Below are 21,958 nucleotides of genomic sequence, written 5' to 3'. Positions count from 1 at the left end.
TGCCATGTTACAAATGAAACAGTTTGCCGTAAAGAAAGGGGCTTTTTGTCAGTGTGTGATTAATTATTATGCATATATAGCCTATATTTTAAGCTTAATGTGCCGGTCATACTGTTTTTTGTGTGCTGAAACGTGAAAAAGCATGTAGGCACAGAGATTGCTATATAGGGTGCAATCAAAAAGAATATTAAATTGAATTATGCCCGCGAGGTTGAAATGAGCGATAAGAAAAAATTGGTAATGATTGGTAATGGCATGGCAGGTGTACGTGCTATTGAAGAGATTTTAAAGGCCAATCCCGACATGTTTGAAATTACGATTTTTGGCGCGGAGAGATATCCCAACTATAATCGTATTATGTTATCTCCAGTGCTTGCGGGTGATACCACGATTGAAGATATCATCTTGAATGATGAACAATGGTATAAAGATAACGGCATCAAATTGCATATGGGCAAGAAGGTTACGGAAATTCATCGTGGCAAAAATTTGGTCACCGCAGAAGACGGCACCACAGCAGAATATGACAACTTGATTATCGCAACGGGTTCGAATCCATTTATTATCCCGATTCCAGGGCACGACAAAGAAGGTGTGATTGCATTCCGTGACATTGAAGATTGCGATAAAATGTTTGAAGCGGCAAAAACATATAAAAAAGCGGCTGTGATTGGTGGTGGTCTTTTGGGCCTGGAGGCTGCGAAAGGTTTATTAAACCTCGGCATGGAAGCCACTGTGATGCACGACCAAGACACTTTGATGAATATGCAGTTGGATAGTGTTGCAGGCGAAATGCTTAAAACCTCGCTGGAAGCACAAGGTATGAAATTTAAAATGTCTACACTGACCACGGAAGTGTTGGGTGACAAACGTGTTGAAGGGCTGAAATTTAAAGATGGTTCTACATTAGACTGTGATTTATTGGTGATGGCTGTGGGTATTCGCCCGAACAAAACTTTGGCTGAATCATGTGGTTTATTCTGTAACAAGGGCATTGTGGTTAATGATTATATGCAAACGGTTACCGATGCATCTGTGTATGTGGTGGGTGAATGTGCTGAGCATAGAGGCATTGCATACGGGCTTGTTGCACCGTTATTTGAGCAAGCCAAAGTGTTGGCATATCAAATTACAGGCAATGGTTTAAAATCATACACAGGTTCTGTGGTGTCCACCAAATTGAAAGTATCAGGCATTGATGTGTTTTCTGCTGGCGATTTCATGGGCACGCCGGGCGCGGATGTGATTGAGCTTCTGGATAAACACGGCGGCGTATACAAGAAAATGATTTTGGAAGATGATAAAATCAAAGGTGTGGTCATGTTTGGTGACACGGCTGATGGACCAACTTTCTTCCAATGGATGCAAGATGGCAAAGATATCTCCGAGCTGCGCTCTAGCATCCTATTCTCAGCATCGGGGCTGGGGGATTCGGGGCATTCAGGCGAAGATTTAGCATCGGCGATGAGTGATGACACAGTGGTTTGTGGCTGTAATGGCATTAGTAAAAAAGATATTGTGGATTCTATTGTTAAAGAGGGGTTTACCACACGCAAAGAAATTACAGCTTGTACCAAGGCGGGTGGTTCGTGCGGTGGTTGTACGGGTCTGATTGATCAGATTTTGGCATCCACATTGGGTACGGCGTTTGTTGAATCTGAGCATGATCCAATTTGTGGCTGCACAGAATTGAACCATGAACAAGTGAAAGAACAAATTAAAACCAAGAAGTTAACCTTGGTGCGTGAAGTGATGAATGTGTTGGACTGGCAAGGTGAAGGTTGCCAAGTTTGTCGCCCTGCGATTAACTATTATATCGGCATGATTTGGCCTGAAGATTCAGAAGACGACCGCACTTCGCGTATCGCCAATGAAAAAATGCATGCCAATATTCAGAAAGACGGAACTTTTTCAGTTATTCCACGTATTTATGGCGGTGTGACCACGCCAGATGAACTGATTAAAATTGCGACCGTAGCCAAGAAATATAATGTACCCACCGTGAAAATTACAGGTGGTCAACGTATCGATTTATTGGGTGTAAAAAAAGAAGATTTAGCACCGATGTGGAAAGATTTGGATATGGCATGTGGTTATGCTTATGGTAAAGCATTGCGTACGGTAAAAACCTGTGTGGGTTCAGAATGGTGCAGGTTTGGTACCCAAGATTCCACTTCTTTGGGCATTCATTTAGAGAAACAACTTGACCACATTTGGTTCCCAGCCAAAGTGAAATTGGCTGTATCAGGTTGCCCTCGAAATTGCGCAGAAGCCACGATTAAAGATGTTGGTATTGTTGGCGTTGAAGGCGGCTGGGAAATCAGCACAGGCGGTAATGGCGGCGTACATGTTGTGGCGACAGAGTTACTTTGTATTGTAGATAATGAAGCAGAAGTTGAAGAAATTACCAAAGCTTATTTGCAACACTATCGTGAGACAGGCCGCCACAATGAGCGGACTGCGCCTTGGCAACAGCGTGTAGGTTTGGACAGTATCAAAGCAACCGTAGTGGATGATGTTGAAAATCGAAAAGCTTTGGTGGCACGTTTACATACTTACCTTGATGCCCAAGCGCATGACCCTTGGCAAGCGCGTGTTGAAGATGCGGATAAAGGTTATGAAAAATTTACGGAATACAAACCGATTGATATTCCTGTTCGTGTGGAGTCAGTATAATGCCAGATAAAAATGATTTAAATCCAAAATGGATTGAAGTATGTAAACTGGATGAAATCCCACCAGCGCAAGCCCGTACAGTGCGTGCAGATAACACAGTGATTGCTGTGTTTCGTTTGAGCAATGATAGAGTGAAAGCTTTGGAAAATCGTTGCCCGCATAAAAATGGACCGTTGGTGGATGGTATTATTTCAGGTGATGATGTGTTGTGTCCCTTGCATAACTGGCGCATCCATTTGGATGATGGGCAAGTTGCCGCACCTGATGAAGGCTGTGTAAAAACTTATCCTGTGAAGGTTGAAAACGGCACTGTTTTCTTAGCCCTCTAAGCTTATATGACAGCAACTGTAAATAGCGCCTGTTCCTATTGTGGTACAGGTTGTGGCATCCGTTTGGAAACTGATGGTGAGAAAATCATTTCATTGAGTGGTGATATAAACCACCCTACCAACCAAGGCAAGCTGTGCTCGAAAGGGCGAGAATTGCATCACACGGTCAACAGCAAAGACCGTTTATTGGTGCCGCAGTTGCGTACATCTTTGGATGCACCTTTTGCACCTGTGGATTGGGGTACTGCTTTAAATCATACCGCACAGAAGTTTGCAGACATCATTAAAGAACACGGGCCTGATGCGGTCGCGTTTTATGTGTCTGGTCAGCTGCTCACTGAAGATTATTATGTATTCAACAAACTCATGAAAGGGTTTATTGGTAGCAATAATATCGACACCAATTCTAGGCTTTGCATGAGTTCCGCTGTGGCAGGTTATAAACGCGCTTTTGGCGCAGATGGGCCTCCAACTTGTTATGATGATATTGAAAAAGCCAGCTGTTTCTTTATTGCAGGGGCAAATCCTGCGTATGCGCACCCTATTGTCTTTCGTAGGCTAGAAGCTGCCAAGGAAGCCAATCCTGATTTAAAAGTGATTGTGGTTGATCCGCGCCGCACTGATACATGCTCTATTGCTGATTTGCACTTACCACTCAAACCAGGCACAGATGTATTATTGTATCAGGCGATATTACATGTGTTGCTACAAGAGGGTTTTACCGATGAAGATTATATTGCCAAATACACGGCTGGTTTTGCTGAGGTTCGGGAAAAAGCTTTAAATATTAATCTAGGTGAAACGGCAAAAACATGTGGTTTAAACCCAGAAGATATTATTCAAGCAGCGCGATGGTTTGGTGAAAGTAAAACGTTGTCCTTTTGGACCATGGGTTTAAATCAATCTTCATCGGGCACAGATAAAAACAATGCATTAATCAACCTCCATTTGGCGACTGGGCTTGTCGGCAAAGAAGGCTGTGGTCCATTTTCACTGACTGGTCAGCCCAATGCTATGGGTGGTCGTGAGGTGGGTGGTATGGCGAATATGCTGGCTGCACACCGCGAATATACCAACCCAGAACACCGCAAAGAAGTCGCCCATTATTGGGGTGTAGATGATGTGCCGTCCAAGCCAGGACTCACGGCTACAGAATTGTTTAGCGCGTTGGAAGAAGGCTCAGTTAAAGCCGTTTGGATTGCATGCACCAACCCGATTATTTCTATGCCCGATGCCAAACGCGCCGAAGCGGCACTGAAAAAAGCAGAATTGGTAATGGTATCCGATGCTTATCATCCCACAGATACAACCAAGCTAGCGCATGTGTTGTTTCCTGCTTCAGGTTGGGCAGAAAAAGAAGGCACGATTACCAACACTGAGCGCCGCATCACGCATTTGCAGCAGGCTATTCCTAAAGCGGGTTTATCCCGTGATGATTGGAAGATTGCCGCAGATTTCGGAATCGTGTTGGGTGAAAAGCTTGGCCAAGATTGGTCAAAAGCATTTGCCTATAAAACAGCAGGCGATGTATTTGATGAACATTGTGGTTTAACCCAAGGTGTAGACATTGATATTTCAGGGCTTTCGTATGCTCTGCTCGATGAATTTGGGCCGCAGCAATGGCCGTTTCGAAAAGGTGATAAAGCAGGCGAAATCAAACGTTTATACACAGATAATCAATATGAAACAGCAGATAAAAAAGCACACTTTGTGGATATTGATTATATCCCTGTTGCTGAGCCTACTGATGCGGAATATCCGATTTCATTAACCACAGGTCGTATTCGCGACCAATGGCATACCATGACCAAATCAGGAGCTGTGCCGCAATTGATGCAGCATATTCCTGTGCCTACGGTACAAATTCATCCTGATGATGCCAAAGCATATGGTATTGAAGATGAAGACCTGGTGTTGATTACATCACGCCGTGGTGAAGTGATTGCGCCAGCGCAAATTAGCAAAGATATCCGCAAAAGTTTGATTTTCTTCCCCATGCATTGGGGTAAAATGATGGCGAGGGCGGGACGTATTAATAGTTTGATAAAAACATCAGTTGACCCTCTGTCCAAAGAGCCTGAATTTAAACATTCAGCAGTGCGCATTCAACCATTTCAAGCAGCTTGGCATGGCATGATGCTGATGGCGGGTGAACATGTGGATTTGGGTCGTGAAATGATTGTGGAGTATACGTATGGTGTGGTGGCGTGTGCGGGGCAAAAGTTTCCTGTGACCTCTATTGATATTGCTTGTACGCAACCTTTGCGTGATGAACAATACAAACGCCTAGACCATATTTTAGAACAAGGTCAGGCATTTGAAGTGTTAACTTATTCGGATAAACGCCTTGGTATCAATCGCAAAGCATGGATTGATAGCAATGGGCACTTGGTAGCAGTGCGTTGGGTGGGTGGTGATATTTCTGAAGCCAAGTGGTTGCGTAAACTGATGCTGGAAGGTACGGATGTGGGTGATATGCGCCCATTCCTGCTTGCTCCGAGCAGCGTGGTCAACACTGAAGACACCAAGGGTAAAATCATTTGCGCTTGTCATAATGTGGGCGAGCTTGAATTGCTTGCAGTCATGGAAAGTGGCTGTGGTGATTTGGAAACGCTCAAGGCTTGTACCAAGGCGGGCACGGGTTGTGGTTCGTGCGTTCCTGAGATGAAAAGACTATTGTCGGGTTCATGAACGCCGTCCCCATCACCTTTTATGCCAAGGCAGAACATGCTCAAGGTTTGCAAGATAGCTTCGGGCGCAAGCTGAATTATCTGCGCATTTCGGTCACCGATAGATGCAATATGCGCTGCGATTATTGCAGGCCTTCTGCCGATGCTTATCAAGCTGAACCACGCTCGCATATACTAAGCTTTGAAGAGATTACCCGCATTGTTCGCGTTGCGGCATCGCTTGGCGTCAATAAAGTGCGAATTACAGGTGGCGAGCCTTTGGTACGTAAAGATTTGAGCACACTGATTGCCCAGATTGCAGCGATTGATGGCATCACCGATTTGGCGATGACCAGCAATGCCACATATTTAGCCAAATATGCGCAAGCACTAAAAGATGCAGGCTTGAGCCGCATCAATATCAGCTTAGACACCTTGAACCCCCTTCGTTTTAAAAAGCTAACAGGTAGCGAATTGCAGCCTGTGTTGGATGGTATTCAAGCTGCGAGTGATGCAGGGCTTTTCCCACTTAAACTGAATACCGTGTTGATGAAGGGTATCAATGAAAACGAAGTGCCCAGCCTGATTGATTTTGCAACAGAAATTGGCGCAACTATCCGTTTTATTGAGCTGATGCCTATGAAGCAGGGCATGGACTGGGATAAACATTATATTGGCATTGATGAGATTTTGCAGCGTGATGATGTGCAAGCCCGCGTTGATATTTCACCCATGCAAACAGGCAATACTGCAGCGCGTTATTTACCGCTCAAAGATGGTCGTGGTGAAGTGGGTTTTATTATGCCCATGTCTGAGCGATTTTGTGAAGGTTGCAATCGCTTGCGTTTAACTTCTGATGGTGGGCTTCGCTCCTGTCTGCCAGCCGATAAACAGATGAATATTCGGGATGTGATTCGCGCAGGTGGTAGTGATGCGGATATTCGGGGTGTGTTCCTGCGCTCTGCGTTGATTAAACCTGAAATTGGTATTTATGAATTTGATGGCAAAGCCGATAAACGTTCTATGATTCATATTGGTGGTTAGTTTTGTTTTATTTTTTTCACCACAGAGAACGCAGAGTTACGCAGAAAAAAACAAAAGTTCTATTTTATGCTATTGTTCTATGTGCATCTCTGTGGCTCTGTGGTTCACAGTCTTATGGGCAGGAAATTTTAACTGTTGCCGTAGCATCCAGCTTTTATGAGCAAGCGAAAGCGTATAGCACACAATTTGAAGCCACACACGATATAAAAGTGCGTTTGGTATCAGGTTCAACAGGCAGATTATTTAACCAAATAAGCCAAGGCGCTCCCTTCGATATTTTTATTGCCGCAGATAAAGCGATAGCTGCTAAAATTCAGCGCCCATCCAAAATCATTGCTTATAGTTATTTGGGATTGATGGATACGAAACAAAACCGAATAAGCTTAGCCCAATTACCCCAAGCGGATATCCAACATATCGCCATTGCCAACCCGCAGGTCGCCCCGTTTGGTAAAGCAGCTAAGCAGGTGTTAGAGCAAGCAGGGTTGTGGCAAGTCATCAAACCCAAACTTGTCTATGCGCAAAATGCCATGCAAGCTGTCATGATGGTGAAGCAAGGTTTAATCGATGCAGGTTTTGTGCCTGTGCATACAAATCAAGGTGCTTTGGCAAGCATAACCTACACTGCTGTTTTGTTGTCCGATAAAGCGGAAAGCTTTTATCAACTGTTAGTAATGGACGAAACAGATGATTGATCCACTTATCATTTCACTACAACTGGCGCTCACCACCACAACGCTTTTGCTGCTTATCGCGTTGCCTTTGGCGTATGCATTGGCATTCAAATCATTTATGGGCCGCACGGTGTTGGAAGTGGTCGTGGCATTGCCCTTGGTGCTTCCACCGACTGTGTTGGGTTATTATGTATTGGTTTTGATTGCGCCTGATTCTTGGCTGGGAAGCGTATGGCAAAGCCTATTTGATTCATCTTTGGCATTTTCATTTTCGGGCATGGTGATTGCTTCGGTATTGTATTCTTTGCCCTTTGCCGTGCAACCCATGCAGCAAGCTTTTCGTGCTATTCCGAATGACTGGTTGGAGCTTGCCAAGGTGCAAGGTTTGAACATCAAACAAAGCTTATGGCAATTGATACTACCTGCATCCAAAGGCGGGGTGTTGGTCGCAGCAGCGTTGTCTTTTGCACATACCATGGGCGAGTTTGGCGTGGTATTGATGGTGGGCGGCTCAATTCCAGGGGAGACCAAAGTGGCAAGCATTGCGCTGTTTGAATTTGTAGAAGTGCAGCAGCAGGCAGAGGCTGCGCAACTGGCGTTTATTTTGTTGGCAGTCTCGTTTGTGATGTTGGCTTTGGTGTATAGCATCAATCGCAAACCTTTGTTTGGCGCATCATGAATCAATTTCGTGTTCAATCGACATTGGGCAATTTGCAACTTGATGTGCAAGCCAGTTTTGAAGCACAGTGCGTTGTTATTTCTGGTGAAAATGGAGCAGGCAAAACCACATTGCTGCGTTGTTTGGCAGGTTTGCAAGATTGCACGGGTCAGATTCAAGTGGGTGGAAAATTTTGGCTGGATAGTGCGGCAGGATTTTCAAAACCCACAGCAGCGAGAAAGCTTGGTTTTGTTTGGGCAGATGCCGTGCTTTTGCCGTGGTTGGATGTGGAAAAGAATATCAAGTTTGGTGTAGCAGATGAAGATATAAATTGCTTTTTTCAAGTGTGCGAGAGCTTAGAGGTGGTGTCGCTGCTCAAACGAAAACCAGCCATGCTTTCCACAGGCGAAGCGCAGCGCGTGGCATTGGCAAGAGCGTTGTATGGCAAGCCAAGTCTATTGTTGCTCGATGAACCTTTTTCAGCCCAAGCCCCTGATATTCGGGCAAGGTTAAGACTGGCTTTGCAGGCATTGCAGCAAGACTTGAATGTGCCCATGTTGTTGGTCAGCCATGATAAAGAAGATGCCAAAGTGTTGGCGAATCAACATTGGCATATGCGCGAAGGGAAACTGCTAACAAGCGTAACAAAAATCGTCATTCCCACGCAGGTGGGAATCTATAGAGAGTGTGAATGATGAGTGATTTAACCCATTTCGATAAAGCAGGGCGTGGGCGTATGGTGGATGTGTCTGATAAAGAAGTGACGACACGTATTGCTGTGGCAAGCGGTGAAATCCACATGTTGCAAAGCACCTTGGAACATATCCAACAAGGTAAACTGAAAAAAGGCGATGTGCTCGCTATTGCCGATGTGGCAGCAATTATGGGTGCGAAAAAAACCCCCGATTTTATTCCTATGTGTCACCCTTTGATGTTGTCGGGTATTGATGTGTCCTTCTCGGAGCTAACGGAGACTTGTGGTTTGAAGGTGCAAGTATCGGTGAAATGCAAAGGGAAAACGGGCGTGGAAATGGAAGCGTTGACGGCAGTGAGTGCAGCCCTGCTCACCATTTATGATATGTGCAAAGCCGTGGATAAAGGCATGACTTTAACCAATATCTGTTTGGATAAAAAAACAGGTGGTAAGTCGGGCGATTTTATTCGAAAAACATGAGTGCTTGGTTTTTAACACTTGAATTTAACCTTCTAAACATTTAAAGTTTAACTTCGAAGTTGAACTAGAGGTGGTTTATGCAAATTAATGCGAAAGAACTACGCCAACATTTAAGCGATTATCTAAGTGCGGCATCAAAAGGTCAGGTTGTGAACATTAGTATGCGGGGTAAACCTGTAGCGCGTTTAAGCAGCATTGAGCCTGTAAGTAAATCTAAAGATGATGATTTTTTTGGTATTTGGGCAGATGATGAGCGAGATGTTGCAGAATATGTGCGGGATATGCGTAAGGGTCGCCAGTTTTAATGTGTTTAATCGATAGCGATGTACTGATTTGGTATATGCGGGGCAATGAAAAGGCGCGAGATGCCATTAAGCAAATGAACCCCCCTGCGATTTCGATAGTGACACAGATGGAACTGGTGCAAGGCTTGCGAAATAAAGCAGAACAAGTTGCTTTGCGAAGGTTTTTGGACAGTTATGATTTCCAGCGTTACTCCATAAGCGAAGCCATAAGCCAGCGCGCTTTATTTATGATGGAAGAATGGCGCTTAAGTCATCAAATGTTGATGGCAGATGCCTTGATTGCTGCCACAGCCATAGAGCATGGGTTATCTTTGCTTTCGGGGAATGCCAAGCACTATCGTTTTTTAACAGCCTTAGAGTTTGAGACTTTTAAGCCGTAAGTTGGGGGAGGTTTTGTGGGTGACATGGATAAAAGATGGTCACAGGAATTTAAGGACTTGGCAGGGGTATGGAAGATTTGTCAACGGCAGGAGAAATCCGCAGGGCATCGAATCAAGGGGCTGTCATGCAATTGGAAGTAATTGAGCAAGATGGTGAAAAGTATGTTGTGTTGCCTGACGAGGTGCTTGAGCAGTGTGGGGTAGGCGGTATTGTCGATATTTCAGTTGAAAATGGCTGTGTTGTGCTGAAAACTGTGGATAATAAAGAACGCCAGAGGTTAAATGATTAAGGTTCTGTTTTTTGGAATGGTGGCAGATGAAGTGGGTAAGCAGCTGATGCAAGTGCGGGCAGGGCAAAGCCTTGAAGCGTTGATTACAGAGCTGGGGTGTGCAGACATCAAACCACTGTTGATTGCTGTGAATCAAGAGCAAGTGAATGATTTGAGTTTGATATTAAAAAGTGGTGATGAAGTGGCATTGATGCCACCATTTTCGGGCGGATAAATGAACCACAGAGACACGAAAGGTGTGATATGAACAACAACCTAAATGAATCAGCAATTGATGTTGAAGATCAGGAAATTACCTTAAATATTATGCGTGGGCTTGATGATGTTAAACAAGGTCGATTTTCTGATAAAACCATCCTTGATATAGTAGAAGATAACTAAGGTGAATACTCTCTTATCTGTCATTCCCGCGAAGGCGGGAATCCACCACTTCAAGTTTATAAATATGGATTCCCGCCTTCGCGGGAATGACGGCGGTATTTGTGGTGAAAAGTATGAGTAAAACACCCTCACCCCAACCCTCTACCCTCGGGGCACTTTGTCCCTTGCAGGGCGAGGGAGTTAGTATTCAAGAAGCGGATTTTTCTGTGGAAGAAGAAGTGCAAGCCATCAAACAAAGCTGCAAACGCATGGGTGGTATTGTTTCGTTTTTGGGTTGTGCGCGTGATTTTTCAGAAGGGCGAGATGTGTTTTCTATCGACTTTGAGCAATATGCAGGTATGGCGGAAAAGGCGATGAAAGCCTTGCGGGATGAAGCCTTAGATAAGTTTGACATTTTGGGTGTGCGTATGGTGCATAGAGTGACGAGGGTTCATGCGGGTGAACAAATCGTGTTAATTGTGGTGGGTGCAGAGCATAGAAAGCCCGCGTTTGAAGCATGTGAATGGTTGATTGATGAATTGAAAAAGCGCGTGCCGATTTGGAAGCGCGAAACAACACCTGATGGTGAGACTTGGGTAACTTCTCATCCTTAATGAACCGCAGAGGATGCGGAGTACGCAGAGGTTTATTGTATGACAGTGCCAGTGCTTGCTATTGTTGGTTATTCCAATTCAGGGAAAACGACCTTGATGGAAAAGTTGATTAGTAAATTATCAGCGCACGGTTTGAACGTGTGCAGTATCAAACATTCACATCATCAGCTTGAAATGGATACACCCGGCAAAGATAGCTGGCGACATAAACAGGCAGGCGCATCGGGCTCATTATTGGTTGGCCCTGAGCAAATGTTAATGGTAAAAAATGTGGCACAAGCGCAAACACCGCAGCAACTAGCCGACACACACTTCCCCGATGCGGATTTGGTGTTGGTGGAAGGTTATGCGTCTATGCCATGCCCTAAAATTGAAGTGGTGCGACAAGCGCGGTCATCGGATTTGCGTTGTGATATAAATGAATTGATTGCTGTGGTGGCCGATATGCCTGATTTGGATGTGGAAGTGCCTAAGTTGGATTTGAATCACACGGATGAAGTTGCACGCTTTGTTTTAGAATGGTTGAAACATGATTAAAAATTGTACGGCAGTGATTCTTGCAGGTGGTGAGTCCAAACGCATGAGGCGGGATAAGGCGGGGGTGATGTTTCAGGGTAAAACATTGCTTCAACATGCAGAAAGTAATCTCACGCCTTTGTTTCAAAGCGTGGTGGTTAGCAGCCGAGAAAAGCGAAATGATACCCAACTTCTGCAAATATTAGACACATCTGAAAGCCGCGCGCCAATGTTAGGCATTGCCGCATGCTTTGAAGCTTTGGATACGGATTGGTTGTTTGTGGTGGGCGTGGATATGCCTTTTGTAGCGCCGAGTTTAGTTCGGTTTATGACCACCAATCGAGAGGATTTTGATGCTGTGACATTAAAAGTGGATGGCGTTTTACAGCCCTTATGTTGTTTTTATCATCGCAAAAGCTTGCCACACATGCAGCGAAATATTCGAGCGGATAAACGAAGTTTGAAACATCTGTTAATGGCTATGAATACAAAGGTGATACCCGAAAATGAGGCATCTGTTTATGATGCGGGCTTGCGCAGCGTGGTGAGCTTGGACACTGCGCAGGATTTACAAGGTTGGAGTGAGGCATGAATTATTTATCTGTAGGTGATGCTTTAGCGGAAGTGTTAAAACATATCAGCCGCAAGGCTGTGGAGCATGTCGCATTGTATGACAGTTTGAGGCGCGTATTGGCTGAGGATGTGGCAGCGAACCGCAATCATCCGCCCTATGATGTGTCGGCGATGGATGGTTATGCTGTGCGCTTTGCAGATATTGAGACTGTAAGCGCTGAAAACCCTGTGCGCTTAAAAGTGGTGGATGATATTCGGGCAGGGCAAATGCCAAGCATCAAGGTGCTACAAGGCAGAGCAGCTAGAATCATGACGGGTGCACCAACGCCAGAGGGTGTGGACACGGTGATTCGGGTGGAAGATACACAAGAGGATGGGCATGATGTGTTGATACTTACCCCACCCAAACAAGGTGCAAATATCAGACCTATGGGCGAAAACCTAAAAAATGAAAAAACAGTATTAAGCAAAGGCACGAGCATCACGCCGGGGGTGCTGGCAATTTTGTCTATGGTGAAACAAAAACAAGTGCCCGTGTTTGCGAAACCCAGTGTAGCGATTTTATCTACGGGTGATGAGTTGGAAGCATTGGATGAGCCAGTGGATGAAAACAAAATCCCCGATGCAAACTCCCATGCCTTGTACGCGCAGTGCAAAGCTTTGGGTATTGAGGCGACATTGCTCGGCATTGCCAAAGATAATCCGCTACAACTTCGAGCCAAGCTTGAAGAAGGGCTGAAATATGATGTGTTGCTTGCCAGTGGCGGGGTCTCAGTAGGGCACCATGACTTTGTGCGGTCTACGCTTGATGCATTAGGCATTACCATGCACTTTTGGCGCGTAGCGATGCGCCCTGGCCACCCGCTTGCTTTTGGTACAACCAAGCAGGGCGGTGTGGTGTTTGGATTGCCGGGTAACCCTGTGTCTAGCATGGTGTGTTTTGAAGAATTTGTATCACCTGCTTTACGAAGCATGATGGGGTATGAAAAGATATGCCGCAGAACCATCACCGCAAAACTGTCACACGATTTAAAAGATAGGAAAGGTAGAGCCCATTTTGTGCGTGTGACCTTGAGCAAAGATGAGCAAGGCTATCTGGCTACATCCACAGGCACACAAGGTAGTGGTGTATTGATGAGTATGGCGATAGCCCAAGGTTTTGTGGTGGTACCCGAGGAATCAGAAGGGCTTAAAGCAGGCGATAAGGTACAAGTGCAACTGTTGCAAGATATGGACTTCCAAGAGGAATTGGGTATTTAATGTTTATACGTTATACCCGCGAAGGTGGGTATCCATTGAACAAGCGTGGACTCCGTATCAAGTGGGGAATGACATTTAAAGGTTTGTCATGCTGAATGTAGTACCATGGGCAGGCTTCGCACTCGAAGCATCTTGGAGATTTTCCGCTTCGGTCGATGAGGTGAATGGCGAAGCCAGAGAGTATTTCCTGGGGGAAATGACATAAGGATATCGTAAAGCATATGGATTTCCGCCTTCGCGGGAATGACGGATAAGAGGAAGAATATGAAAGCAAAAATTGGATTTATTACGGTTTCAGATAGAGCCAGCCGTGGCGAGTATGAAGATTTGGGTGGACCTGCCATGCTTGCGTGGTTTGAGCGGGTGTTGACCAGCGAATGGCAAGCTGTATCGCGTGTCATTCCCGATGAACAGATAGAAATCGAAAACGCGCTTAAGACATTGGCAGATGATGAAGGCTGTTGTTTGATTGTAACTACTGGCGGCACTGGTCCAGCGGTTCGCGATGTCACCCCAGAAGCGACGGAAGCTGTTTGTGAAAAAATGATGCCGGGATTTGGTGAATTGATGCGCCAAGAATCGCTTAAGTTTGTACCGACCGCGATTTTATCACGGCAAACGGCAGGTATTCGCGGCAAAACGCTTATCATCAACCTACCAGGCAAACCTTCGGCGATTGATGATTGCCTGAATGCTGTGTTTCCTGCTGTGCCTTACTGTATTGATTTGATTGAAGGTCCTTATTTGGAGGCAGCCCCCGCGCAATGCAAGGTCTTCCGCCCCAAAAAGAAGTGATTTAAAGCTTGATAAGCTTTTGAAAACCACGGTGCATGGCATCGTTGCCGACAAGCACATCACCTTTTTCTAAATCAATGCTTGCTCCATCAAGACCTGTGGCAATGCCACCTGCTTCTTGGATGAGTAATACACCTGCTGCGATATCCCAAGATTTTAGGCCTGCTTCCCAGTATGCGTCGATGCGACCTGCTGCAACATATGCCAAATCAAGTGCGGCAGAACCACCACGGCGATAACCATCAGCAGCACGCATGCAGTTATCCATGCGTTTTTGGAAATCATCCAGCCCATCGCGTTGATAAGGCGGTAATCCCGATGCAAACAATGCATTTTTAACGTGTTTACATTCGCTAACACGCATGCGGCGACGGTTTAAAAATGCACCGCCACCATTCTTAGCTTCAAAAGTTTCATCACGAATAGGGTCATGAATCACAGCAAGCAAAGGTTTTCCTTTTTGCCATGCAGCAATGGACACTGCAAAATGTGGGTAACCGTGTACGAAATTGGTGGTGCCATCCAAAGGGTCGATATACCATTGAATGTCTGCATTAGGATTAATGGGAGCAGATTCTTCAGCCACAATGCCATGGTTGGGATAATGTTTGCGAATTTCAGAAATAATGATTTCTTCAGCGCGTTTATCAACCTCGGTGACAAAGTCGCGGTCTTGTTTTTGTTTAACCGAATACGAGTCGGCATCTTCATAGTGGCGAAGGATTAGGTCTCCAGCGCGGCGGGCGGCGCGAACGGCAACAAATAGCATAACAATACCTCAGTGTGAAAAACTTCCGCACCATATCCCTTTTGGGCTGCGCCTGCGTTAAAAACGAAAACCAACATCCTCATTTAGCTGGGCTAAACTGCGGTGTTGCTCTTCATTTTCGCCGTGGCTCGCTCCAAAATGAAAAATGGATGCAAAAGTTTTTTGCGTAAAAATCAATTATCTTTTCAAAGAACAGGCGCAACCTATCATGTTGTAGCGCTTGGTCACTTCAAATGTGGTTTGAGGTATTTTCCTGTCCATGATGTTTTGCATTGGGCAACGGTTTCTGGTGTGCCTGAGACGACCACTTGCCCGCCCTTGTCACCACCCTCTGGCCCCATGTCGATAATCCAATCAGCGGTTTTGATGACATCAAGGTTGTGTTCAATGACAATCATGGTGTTGCCGCGTTCAACCAGTGAATGAAGCACATCGAGAAGTTTATCCACATCGGCAAAGTGAAGCCCAGTAGTGGGTTCATCAAGGATATATAATGTGTCACCTGTTGCTTTTCGCGCCAGTTCTTTCGCCAGTTTCACGCGTTGTGCTTCACCACCTGAAAGTGTGGTGGCTGCTTGCCCGAGCCTGATATAACCCAAACCCACTTGTTGCAGCGTGTTTAAGCGGTTTTTCAATGATGGAACGGCACTAAAAAATTCAAACCCTTCATCAATGGTCAGGTTTAAAACCTCATCAATGGTTTTACCTTTGTAACGAATATCCAAGGTTTCGCGGTTGTAGCGTTTGCCTTGGCATGTTTCGCAACTGACATAAACATCAGGCAAAAAGTGCATTTCCACTTTAATCAGCCCGTCACCTTGGCAAGCTTCACAGCGTCCACCTTTAACATTAAACGAAAAACGCCCGATTTTATAGCCACGAGCACGTGCTTCAGGTACGGCGGCAAATAATTCTCGAATCGGTGTGAAAAGCCCTGTGTAAGTCGCAGGATTGGAGCGGGGTGTTCTGCCAATGGGGCTTTGGTCGATGTCGATGATTTTATCGAGTTTATCTTCACCAATCAATGCAGTGTGTGTGCCTATACGCTCCGTTTTTAAACCTTTGGCGTGGGCAAAAGCACGGTATAAAGTGTCTAAAGTTAGGGTCGACTTTCCTGAGCCTGAAACACCTGTGATACATGTGAACCGACCAATGGGAAATTCAGCAGTCACGTTTTGTAGGTTGTGTTCTGATGCACCTGTAATGCCTAACATGGGGTGTTTTTTAGGCACTGGGCGACGTTTGGGGATTTGGATGGACTTTCGCCCTGTTAAATAATCGGAAGTCAGTGTTTTCTTCTTCAGAATCTGCGCGAGTGAACCTTGGGCAACGATTTCACCACCATGTTCCCCCGCTTTAGGTCCCATATCCACAATAAAATCAGCATGGCGAATAGCATCTTCATCATGTTCGACCACAATCACCGAATTACCCAAGTCTCTTAAACGTTTGAGTGTATTTAATAGCCTATCGTTATCCCGCTGATGCAAACCAATGGAAGGTTCATCCAAAATATACAATACGCCGACCAATGCCGAACCAATTTGGGTTGCCAAACGAATACGTTGTGCTTCACCACCCGATAATGTACCTGCAGTGCGGTCTAAACTTAAATAATCCAAACCCACTTCAATCATAAAACCGAGACGCGCGGCAATTTCCTCCAAGATTTTTTCAGCGATTTCTTGGTCTTGTTTGTTAAGTTTTAGTTGTTGCACCCAAAGTTGGGTTTCACGTAAAGGAAGTTTGCAAATGGTGGGCAGTGACAAATCACCCAGTAAAACGTGGCGGGCGGTGGTGTTTAACCGCGAACCTTCACATTTAGGACAATCTATCATATTGATATACTTGGATAACTCTTCACGCACATCTTCAGAGCTTGTTTCTTTGTAGCGGCGTTCAAGGTTGGGGATGACACCTTCAAACGGACGACTGACTGTGCGCGCTTGGGTGGCTGTTTCAAAGACAAAATCAACTTTTTTTCGCCCTGTACCATAGAGAATTGCTTTTTGTGCTTCTGAACCCAAGTCTTTGAAAGGGGTAAACATATCGGTGCCCATAAACTTGGCGACGGCTTCTATGGTTTGCTTGTACATGAACGTTTCCCTGCCGCCCCAGGGTGCAATTGCACCTTCATCTAAGGTGAGCTCGGGTTTGGGCACAACAAGGCAGGGGTCAAAAATGGTTTGTTTGCCAATACCATCGCATTGTAAACATGCGCCAGCAGGTGAGTTGAACGAAAACAAACGCGGCTCAATTTCAGGATAAGAAATGCCACAATCTGCGCACGCACAATTTTCTGAAAACAATTTTTCTTCTTTATCTGCTTTGGTGTCAATCAAAGCAATCAACATGCCTTCGCCATATTTAAGGGCAGTTTCCACAGAATCAGCAAGGCGAGTGCGCATGCCTTTTTTGACCACTAATCGATCAATGACCAATTCGATATTATGTTTGATGTTTTTTTCCAAATCGGGTGCATCTTCTAACGGCATAATTTCGCCATCAATACGAATACGCACAAAACCATCTTTGATGGCTTGCTCAATTTCTTTTTTGAATTCGCCTTTTTTGTTGCGAGCAATGGGCGCGAGAAGCTGTAACTTGGTGTTTTCGGGTAGGTGTTCCAGTTGTTCGATAATCAGGCTTGCAGGCTGGGATGTAATCATTTCACCACATTGATAACAATGCGGTTGCCCAACCCGTGCAAACAATAGTCTTAGATAATCATAAACTTCGGTAATCGTACCCACAGTTGAACGCGGGTTTTTACTGGTGGTTTTCTGCTCAATCGAAATCGCAGGGCTTAAACCTTCAATCGCATCCACGTCAGGGCGTTCCATCATGCCTAAAAACTGGCGGGCATATGCCGATAAAGATTCCACATAACGGCGTTGCCCTTCGGCATAAAGTGTATCAAATGCAAGCGATGACTTGCCTGAACCCGAGACACCCGTGATGACAACAAGTTTATTTCGTGGGATATCCAAGCTGATGTTTTTCAGATTGTGAACACGCGCCCCTTGGACACGAATCATATTTTCTTTTTTCAACGTGTGCGTCTAATCCTCAAAATGGCAAATATAGTCTAACATATCAGCCACTTCGATATCAAAACCACTGTTGGCAGGCACATTGAACGATTCGCCTGCACTATAAATGTGCCAGTCTTGTGAGCCATCAAGGCGAACGCGGCATTCACCATGTAAAATTTCCATGATTTCGGCAGCGGATGTTTTAAAATGATAAGTGCCTGCTTGCATAAATCCCAGTGTTTTGGTTTGTCCGTCTTCGGTGGTAATGGTGCGGCTGATGACATCGCCATCATAATAAACATTGGCTTTTTTGGTGATGGTTGCATTGGGGTAAGTCATGGTAATCTCCTTAAAGTTCAGTATCGAAGAAATCTTTTTTATTATCCACAGGGCTATTTTGTGATGGGCTGCTACCTGTGGCAACTTCTGTCGGTGCAGTTCCTTCTTTAAATGCTTCTAAGAATGGCCATTTTGTTGATGGCCCAGCTAATAAACCTGTTTTGTAATCAATATTAGCCCATTCAATACCCTCTTTGGGCACGGGAAAGTCTTCAACGGGTTTACCTTGATGCATGACTTTCATGGCCTGCACCCAAATAGGTGCTGCCGCACCACCACCTGTTGCTTTTCTGCCCATGGGTGCTGGGTTGTCTTTGCCCACCCAAACACCTGTAAGCACTTGCGGTGTAAAACCCATAAACCATGCATCAATTTGTTTATTGGTTGTGCCTGTTTTACCAGCTGCGGGGCGTTTAAAATGTTGACCAACAGCTCTTCGTGCTGTGCCGCGTTTAACCACGCCTGTCATCATATTTTGCACCAAAAAGGCATCCACAGGATCCACAATACGTTCTGCAGGGCGCATGGTTTGATTCACTGCCAACACAGGGTCAACATGACAAACTTGGCAGCGGTTTCCTGCTACAGCACGGTGCAGGGTTTGCCCTGTACGGTCTTGCACCTGTTGAATGCTAACAGGTTTATATTTGAGGCCGCCACTGGCAATCACCACATAAGCTTCAACCATATGTTCAGGGGTGACTTCGGCAACACCCAAAGCCAATGCCAATTGTTTGGGGAATTTTTGTTCAAAGGGGTAATCGCGTAAGCGGCGCAAAAAGGTGTTGATGCCAATGTCATGCAATACACGAATAGCGACAAGATTGCGTGAGTGTTCCAAAGCATTGCGTAGGGTGACTGGGCCTGCAAATCGGTTGCCATAGTTTTCAGGTCGCCAAAAATCATCGGTGGATTGACTATCAAAAACAATGGGTGCATCAATCACGATTGTGGCAGGTGTGTAACCTTTTTCAATGGCGGTGGTGTAAAGGAAAGGTTTGAAGGATGAACCTGGTTGGCGTTTGGCTGTCACATGGTCAAAACCGCCAAATTTAAAATCAAAACCACCCACGCGGGCAAGTACAGTTCCGCGTTTTAAGTCCACGCTGTAGAGCGCTGATTCTATGCTGGGTTGCTGGGTGAGGGCTACGCCGCCTTGATCATCCCCGCGTAATAAAATTTCATCGCCAATAATCCAGTGGTTGGGACGTTCTTCTGTGTATTCTGCATTTTCATCCCATTCCCATGCTGGCGGGCTTAATTGCCATTGATTGATGCCATCATGCACAATGAGTGAGCCGTCATCGGCAATGTCTTTTACCAATGCAGGGCGAAGTTGGTCGCTGGCAAGTGTATCGTGTTCAGCGTCTCTTCCTTTTGCCCATGTGCTGAGCAGTGTTTCCCATGTTTCAGGTTTATGATGGGTTGGGATACGGTAAGGCTGTGTTGTTTCTAGGCGTAACAAACCATCGCGCACACTTTTGATGGATGCGTTTTCAATGGTTTCATCAAAGGGTACAATGATTGTTAACCCTTGTTTGCGTAGTGCATTGCGTCCAAATTGTTTAATCAGTGACTTGGTTACAAAGTTTTCATACGCATTGTTCAGTTTTCGTTTGGGTAAGGGGGTCGTAATCAAAGGCTCTTGTAAGGCGATATTAACATCTCTGGCTGAAGCTAAACCTGTTTGTTTGAGTTGCCTTAGTATGGTGTTTCGGCGTTTTTTTGCCCGCTCAGGGTGGGCATGTGGCGCATAAGAGCTAGGTGCTTTGGGTAGGCCTGCAAGCATAGCAGCTTCGCCTAAGGTTAATTCATCAAGGTTTTTATGAAAATAACGCCAAGCTGCTGAAGTGACCCCATAAGAACCTCGCCCTAGAAAAATTTGATTGAGGTAAAGGTATAAAATTTCATCTTTGGTGAAATTTTGCTCAATACGCCAAGCTAAAATCGCTTCTTTGGCTTTGCGAATATAGCTTTTTTCATTGGTGAGTAAGAAGTTTTTAGCCACTTGCTGTGTAATGGTAGATGCACCTTGAACAGTATGTCCTGCTTTCAGGTTTGCGATGGTGGCAGCTATGATACGTGCGGGGTTGATGCCAGGGTGCTCGTAAAAATGCTCATCTTCAGCAGCTAGAAAGGCATTGACCACGAATTTGGGTATGTCTGACATGGGCGTTAAAATGCGGTGTTCATCGGCAAATTCAGCAATCAGTTCGCCTTGGGTGTTAAATACGCGCGAAACTAAAGGTGGCTGATAGGTCGAAAGATTGCTAAGCTGTGGTAAGCCTTGGGAGAAATAAAAAATGCCGCCTGTGATGCAGGTTACTGCAATAAAGGCTAGGGAGAGGGATATTTTTAAAATGAGTTTAAACCAACGCATATCGCCAAACCTAAGCGAAACACCATGTAAGCAGCAAGCACAAGCTTATAAGCAGGCTGGTTTTACGCTGATTGAGTTGATGGTGGTGATTGCGATTTTGGGTGTTCTTGTAACAATCGCATCAGGTTCGTGGACTACTGTTCGTGCGGATAAACAGGTTGATGCTGCGGCTGAGAAACTGAGAAGTGCAATGGTTGCGGCACGTATGAAAGCGCTAACAACAGGTGAAACGCAATATGTAGGTGTGGATTTGACCAGTCAAATGATTGCAAGTACGGTATATGATGAAAACAATGCGAATGCCTATGATGCTGCTACGGATGTGTGGGGGACTATTGTGTGGGAAGCAGTGGAGAATGTGAGTTTTCAGGAAGCCTCTAGTGCAGGGGTTCCCTCTGCTACGCAGCCAGCAGTAAAGACATTTGCTTTTAAATCAGGTGGGCAAGTGACTGTGACAGGATCTACATGGTCAGTGCTTGTAAAATCAGGGGACACATCTGTGTTGCACAAGCTTGTTCTAACGGTAAGCAATGTAACGGGTCGTGTGCAGGTTAAGCAAGTATGACAAATATTATTTTAAGGGGTGAAGGAAGAAGGGAAATGTTAAAAAACAAGGAAGTTATGTCTGGATTTACATTGCTGGAGGCGATGATATCGATGGTGATCGTATCGGTGGGGTTGTTAGCGATGGCACAGCTATTATTGGTGACCATGAAACAAAATAGTCATAGTGAGGCTAGAATGGAAGGGGCGACGTTAGCGAAAAACTTATTAACAGAAGCTTCGTTGTTGATTGGCTCGGCAGCGGATTGTGTAGCCTTAATGCCAGTGCAGCTGCGTGACAATTCGAACTCAGCTAGAGCCGGACAGGTTGTAAGTGTTGGTTGTACGGTGCTGGCACAAGATAAATACCTATTGGAAGCAACGGTTACAGATATTGCAACCGGAAAAGTTACGAAAAATCAAAAAATATATAGTAATACAATTAGTGCGCCAGGAGGGATAACTGTTGCTTCAGCAGGGGCGGCAGCACCAGTGGCAACAACGCCTACCACAGGCACAACGCCTACCACAGGCACAACGCCTACCACAGGCACAACGCCTACCACAGGCACAAC

General features: G+C 45.4%; 24 protein-coding genes. 20 read left to right on the top strand and 4 right to left on the bottom strand.

Translation table 11 applies throughout. The features are described 5' to 3' along the window. Nucleotides 1–216 precede the first annotated feature (216 nt). From nirB to mog, 18 genes are all read left to right on the top strand, one after another. The gene (nirB, locus tag DM09_RS00800) at nt 217–2,676 is read left to right on the top strand and encodes a nitrite reductase large subunit NirB (RefSeq protein ID WP_038246787.1); all 2,460 of its coding nucleotides are present in this window, start codon (nt 217–219) and stop codon (nt 2,674–2,676) included. Beyond that, the gene (gene nirD / locus DM09_RS00795) at nt 2,676–3,005 is read left to right on the top strand and encodes a nitrite reductase small subunit NirD (RefSeq protein WP_038246784.1); all 330 of its coding nucleotides are present in this window, start codon (nt 2,676–2,678) and stop codon (nt 3,003–3,005) included. The genes nirB and nirD overlap by 1 nt, the downstream gene beginning before the upstream one ends. 6 nt (nt 3,006–3,011) lie before the next feature. Next, nucleotides 3,012–5,696: a nitrate reductase gene (locus tag DM09_RS00790; RefSeq protein ID WP_081881029.1), complete on the top strand. Its 2,685-nt coding sequence runs from the start codon at nt 3,012–3,014 to the stop codon at nt 5,694–5,696. Then, nucleotides 5,693–6,718 (top strand): GTP 3',8-cyclase MoaA, encoded by a 1,026-nt coding sequence (gene moaA, locus DM09_RS00785; protein ID WP_038246780.1) that lies wholly within the window; start codon nt 5,693–5,695, stop codon nt 6,716–6,718. Before DM09_RS00790 ends, moaA begins: the two co-directional genes overlap by 4 nt. A 2-nt stretch (nt 6,719–6,720) precedes the next feature. After that, entirely contained in the window at nt 6,721–7,413 is a 693-nt protein-coding gene (gene modA / locus DM09_RS00780) for a molybdate ABC transporter substrate-binding protein (protein WP_232507710.1), read from the top strand. Continuing rightward, nucleotides 7,406–8,071: a molybdate ABC transporter permease subunit gene (modB, locus tag DM09_RS00775; protein ID WP_038246777.1), complete on the top strand. Its 666-nt coding sequence runs from the start codon at nt 7,406–7,408 to the stop codon at nt 8,069–8,071. The genes modA and modB overlap by 8 nt, the downstream gene beginning before the upstream one ends. Continuing rightward, the gene (locus DM09_RS00770; protein WP_081881028.1) at nt 8,068–8,745 is read left to right on the top strand and encodes an ATP-binding cassette domain-containing protein; all 678 of its coding nucleotides are present in this window, start codon (nt 8,068–8,070) and stop codon (nt 8,743–8,745) included. The genes modB and DM09_RS00770 overlap by 4 nt, the downstream gene beginning before the upstream one ends. Continuing rightward, complete coding sequence (gene moaC / locus DM09_RS00765; RefSeq protein WP_038247344.1) at nt 8,745–9,224, top strand: cyclic pyranopterin monophosphate synthase MoaC; 480 nt, start codon at nt 8,745–8,747, stop codon at nt 9,222–9,224. The genes DM09_RS00770 and moaC overlap by 1 nt, the downstream gene beginning before the upstream one ends. A gap of 77 nt (nt 9,225–9,301) precedes the next feature. Beyond that, entirely contained in the window at nt 9,302–9,529 is a 228-nt protein-coding gene (locus DM09_RS00760; RefSeq protein ID WP_038246774.1) for a type II toxin-antitoxin system Phd/YefM family antitoxin, read from the top strand. Then, complete coding sequence (locus tag DM09_RS00755; protein ID WP_038246771.1) at nt 9,529–9,909, top strand: type II toxin-antitoxin system VapC family toxin; 381 nt, start codon at nt 9,529–9,531, stop codon at nt 9,907–9,909. The genes DM09_RS00760 and DM09_RS00755 overlap by 1 nt, the downstream gene beginning before the upstream one ends. Nucleotides 9,910–9,977: 68 nt before the next feature. Next, nucleotides 9,978–10,199 carry a hypothetical protein gene (locus DM09_RS11500; RefSeq protein WP_157753576.1) on the top strand — a complete coding sequence of 74 codons (222 nt, stop codon included), beginning with the start codon at nt 9,978–9,980 and terminating at the stop codon, nt 10,197–10,199. After that, nucleotides 10,192–10,413 (top strand): MoaD/ThiS family protein, encoded by a 222-nt coding sequence (locus DM09_RS00750; protein WP_038246769.1) that lies wholly within the window; start codon nt 10,192–10,194, stop codon nt 10,411–10,413. Before DM09_RS11500 ends, DM09_RS00750 begins: the two co-directional genes overlap by 8 nt. Nucleotides 10,414–10,442: 29 nt before the next feature. Next, nucleotides 10,443–10,580, top strand: a complete 138-nt coding sequence (locus DM09_RS11495; protein ID WP_157753575.1) for a hypothetical protein — start codon at nt 10,443–10,445, stop codon at nt 10,578–10,580. 113 nt (nt 10,581–10,693) lie between these two features. After that, nucleotides 10,694–11,173 carry a molybdenum cofactor biosynthesis protein MoaE gene (locus tag DM09_RS00745; RefSeq protein WP_051937966.1) on the top strand — a complete coding sequence of 160 codons (480 nt, stop codon included), beginning with the start codon at nt 10,694–10,696 and terminating at the stop codon, nt 11,171–11,173. A 39-nt stretch (nt 11,174–11,212) separates the two neighbouring features. Further along, nucleotides 11,213–11,710, top strand: a complete 498-nt coding sequence (mobB, locus tag DM09_RS00740) for a molybdopterin-guanine dinucleotide biosynthesis protein B (protein WP_038246768.1) — start codon at nt 11,213–11,215, stop codon at nt 11,708–11,710. After that, nucleotides 11,703–12,281, top strand: coding sequence for a molybdenum cofactor guanylyltransferase (gene mobA, locus DM09_RS00735; RefSeq protein WP_038246766.1), 579 nt, complete (start codon nt 11,703–11,705; stop codon nt 12,279–12,281). The genes mobB and mobA overlap by 8 nt, the downstream gene beginning before the upstream one ends. Beyond that, on the top strand, nt 12,278–13,522 hold the full coding sequence (locus tag DM09_RS00730) for a molybdopterin molybdotransferase MoeA (RefSeq protein WP_038246764.1): 1,245 nt from the start codon (nt 12,278–12,280) through the stop codon (nt 13,520–13,522). Before mobA ends, DM09_RS00730 begins: the two co-directional genes overlap by 4 nt. 264 nt (nt 13,523–13,786) lie before the next feature. Continuing rightward, entirely contained in the window at nt 13,787–14,317 is a 531-nt protein-coding gene (mog, locus tag DM09_RS00725; protein ID WP_038246762.1) for a molybdopterin adenylyltransferase, read from the top strand. Between the two features lies 1 nt (nt 14,318). Here the strand turns inward: mog and DM09_RS00720 are convergent, their stop codons facing one another. The 4 genes from DM09_RS00720 to DM09_RS00705 form a co-directional block, all read right to left on the bottom strand. After that, nucleotides 14,319–15,086, bottom strand: coding sequence for an inositol monophosphatase family protein (locus DM09_RS00720; RefSeq protein ID WP_038246760.1), 768 nt, complete (start codon nt 15,084–15,086; stop codon nt 14,319–14,321). 224 nt (nt 15,087–15,310) lie between these two features. Then, complete coding sequence (gene uvrA / locus DM09_RS00715; RefSeq protein WP_038247337.1) at nt 15,311–18,124, bottom strand: excinuclease ABC subunit UvrA; 2,814 nt, start codon at nt 18,122–18,124, stop codon at nt 15,311–15,313. Nucleotides 18,125–18,148: 24 nt separating this feature from the next. Next, a complete protein-coding gene (locus DM09_RS00710; RefSeq protein ID WP_038246758.1) occupies nt 18,149–18,460 on the bottom strand; it encodes a pyrimidine/purine nucleoside phosphorylase in 312 nt (103 codons plus the stop codon). A gap of 10 nt (nt 18,461–18,470) precedes the next feature. Then, a complete protein-coding gene (locus tag DM09_RS00705; protein WP_051937861.1) occupies nt 18,471–20,840 on the bottom strand; it encodes a penicillin-binding protein 1A in 2,370 nt (789 codons plus the stop codon). On the opposite strand from DM09_RS00705, the gene DM09_RS00700 reads away from it, so the two are divergent. Together DM09_RS00700 and DM09_RS11640 are read left to right on the top strand one after the other, a co-directional pair. Beyond that, nucleotides 20,821–21,405, top strand: a complete 585-nt coding sequence (locus tag DM09_RS00700) for a prepilin-type N-terminal cleavage/methylation domain-containing protein (protein WP_038246755.1) — start codon at nt 20,821–20,823, stop codon at nt 21,403–21,405. The two genes, DM09_RS00705 and DM09_RS00700, sit on opposite strands and share 20 nt — an antisense overlap. A gap of 35 nt (nt 21,406–21,440) precedes the next feature. Further along, nucleotides 21,441–21,958 (top strand): type IV pilus modification PilV family protein (locus DM09_RS11640; RefSeq protein ID WP_198401633.1); only part of this gene is annotated, 518 nt, incomplete at its 3' end.

The organism is Ghiorsea bivora, assembly GCF_000744415.1.
Lineage (GTDB): Bacteria > Pseudomonadota > Zetaproteobacteria > Mariprofundales > Mariprofundaceae > Ghiorsea > Ghiorsea bivora.
The sequence above is the reverse complement of the archived record's forward strand: the minus strand, read 5'-3'. Positions and strand labels throughout refer to the sequence as shown.

Excerpts from the sequence above, each read along its gene's own strand:
- mobA (WP_038246766.1), top strand. The coding sequence starts at position 11,703 with ATGATTAAAAATTGTACGGCAGTGATTCTTGCAGGTGGTGAGTCCAAA.
- DM09_RS00770 (WP_081881028.1), top strand. The coding sequence starts at position 8,068 with ATGAATCAATTTCGTGTTCAATCGACATTGGGCAATTTGCAACTTGAT.
- mobB (WP_038246768.1), top strand. The coding sequence starts at position 11,213 with ATGACAGTGCCAGTGCTTGCTATTGTTGGTTATTCCAATTCAGGGAAA.
- DM09_RS00755 (WP_038246771.1), top strand. The coding sequence starts at position 9,529 with ATGTGTTTAATCGATAGCGATGTACTGATTTGGTATATGCGGGGCAAT.
- DM09_RS00760 (WP_038246774.1), top strand. The coding sequence starts at position 9,302 with ATGCAAATTAATGCGAAAGAACTACGCCAACATTTAAGCGATTATCTA.
- DM09_RS00710 (WP_038246758.1), bottom strand. The coding sequence starts at position 18,460 with ATGACTTACCCCAATGCAACCATCACCAAAAAAGCCAATGTTTATTAT.
- DM09_RS00720 (WP_038246760.1), bottom strand. The coding sequence starts at position 15,086 with ATGCTATTTGTTGCCGTTCGCGCCGCCCGCCGCGCTGGAGACCTAATC.
- DM09_RS00700 (WP_038246755.1), top strand. The coding sequence starts at position 20,821 with ATGAGTTTAAACCAACGCATATCGCCAAACCTAAGCGAAACACCATGT.
- DM09_RS00730 (WP_038246764.1), top strand. The coding sequence starts at position 12,278 with ATGAATTATTTATCTGTAGGTGATGCTTTAGCGGAAGTGTTAAAACAT.
- moaA (WP_038246780.1), top strand. The coding sequence starts at position 5,693 with ATGAACGCCGTCCCCATCACCTTTTATGCCAAGGCAGAACATGCTCAA.
- nirD (WP_038246784.1), top strand. The coding sequence starts at position 2,676 with ATGCCAGATAAAAATGATTTAAATCCAAAATGGATTGAAGTATGTAAA.
- DM09_RS00745 (WP_051937966.1), top strand. The coding sequence starts at position 10,694 with ATGAGTAAAACACCCTCACCCCAACCCTCTACCCTCGGGGCACTTTGT.
- DM09_RS11495 (WP_157753575.1), top strand. The coding sequence starts at position 10,443 with ATGAACAACAACCTAAATGAATCAGCAATTGATGTTGAAGATCAGGAA.
- uvrA (WP_038247337.1), bottom strand. The coding sequence starts at position 18,124 with ATGATTCGTGTCCAAGGGGCGCGTGTTCACAATCTGAAAAACATCAGC.
- DM09_RS00750 (WP_038246769.1), top strand. The coding sequence starts at position 10,192 with ATGATTAAGGTTCTGTTTTTTGGAATGGTGGCAGATGAAGTGGGTAAG.
- moaC (WP_038247344.1), top strand. The coding sequence starts at position 8,745 with ATGAGTGATTTAACCCATTTCGATAAAGCAGGGCGTGGGCGTATGGTG.
- mog (WP_038246762.1), top strand. The coding sequence starts at position 13,787 with ATGAAAGCAAAAATTGGATTTATTACGGTTTCAGATAGAGCCAGCCGT.
- modB (WP_038246777.1), top strand. The coding sequence starts at position 7,406 with ATGATTGATCCACTTATCATTTCACTACAACTGGCGCTCACCACCACA.
- DM09_RS11500 (WP_157753576.1), top strand. The coding sequence starts at position 9,978 with ATGGAAGATTTGTCAACGGCAGGAGAAATCCGCAGGGCATCGAATCAA.
- DM09_RS00790 (WP_081881029.1), top strand. The coding sequence starts at position 3,012 with ATGACAGCAACTGTAAATAGCGCCTGTTCCTATTGTGGTACAGGTTGT.
- nirB (WP_038246787.1), top strand. The coding sequence starts at position 217 with ATGAGCGATAAGAAAAAATTGGTAATGATTGGTAATGGCATGGCAGGT.
- DM09_RS00705 (WP_051937861.1), bottom strand. The coding sequence starts at position 20,840 with ATGCGTTGGTTTAAACTCATTTTAAAAATATCCCTCTCCCTAGCCTTT.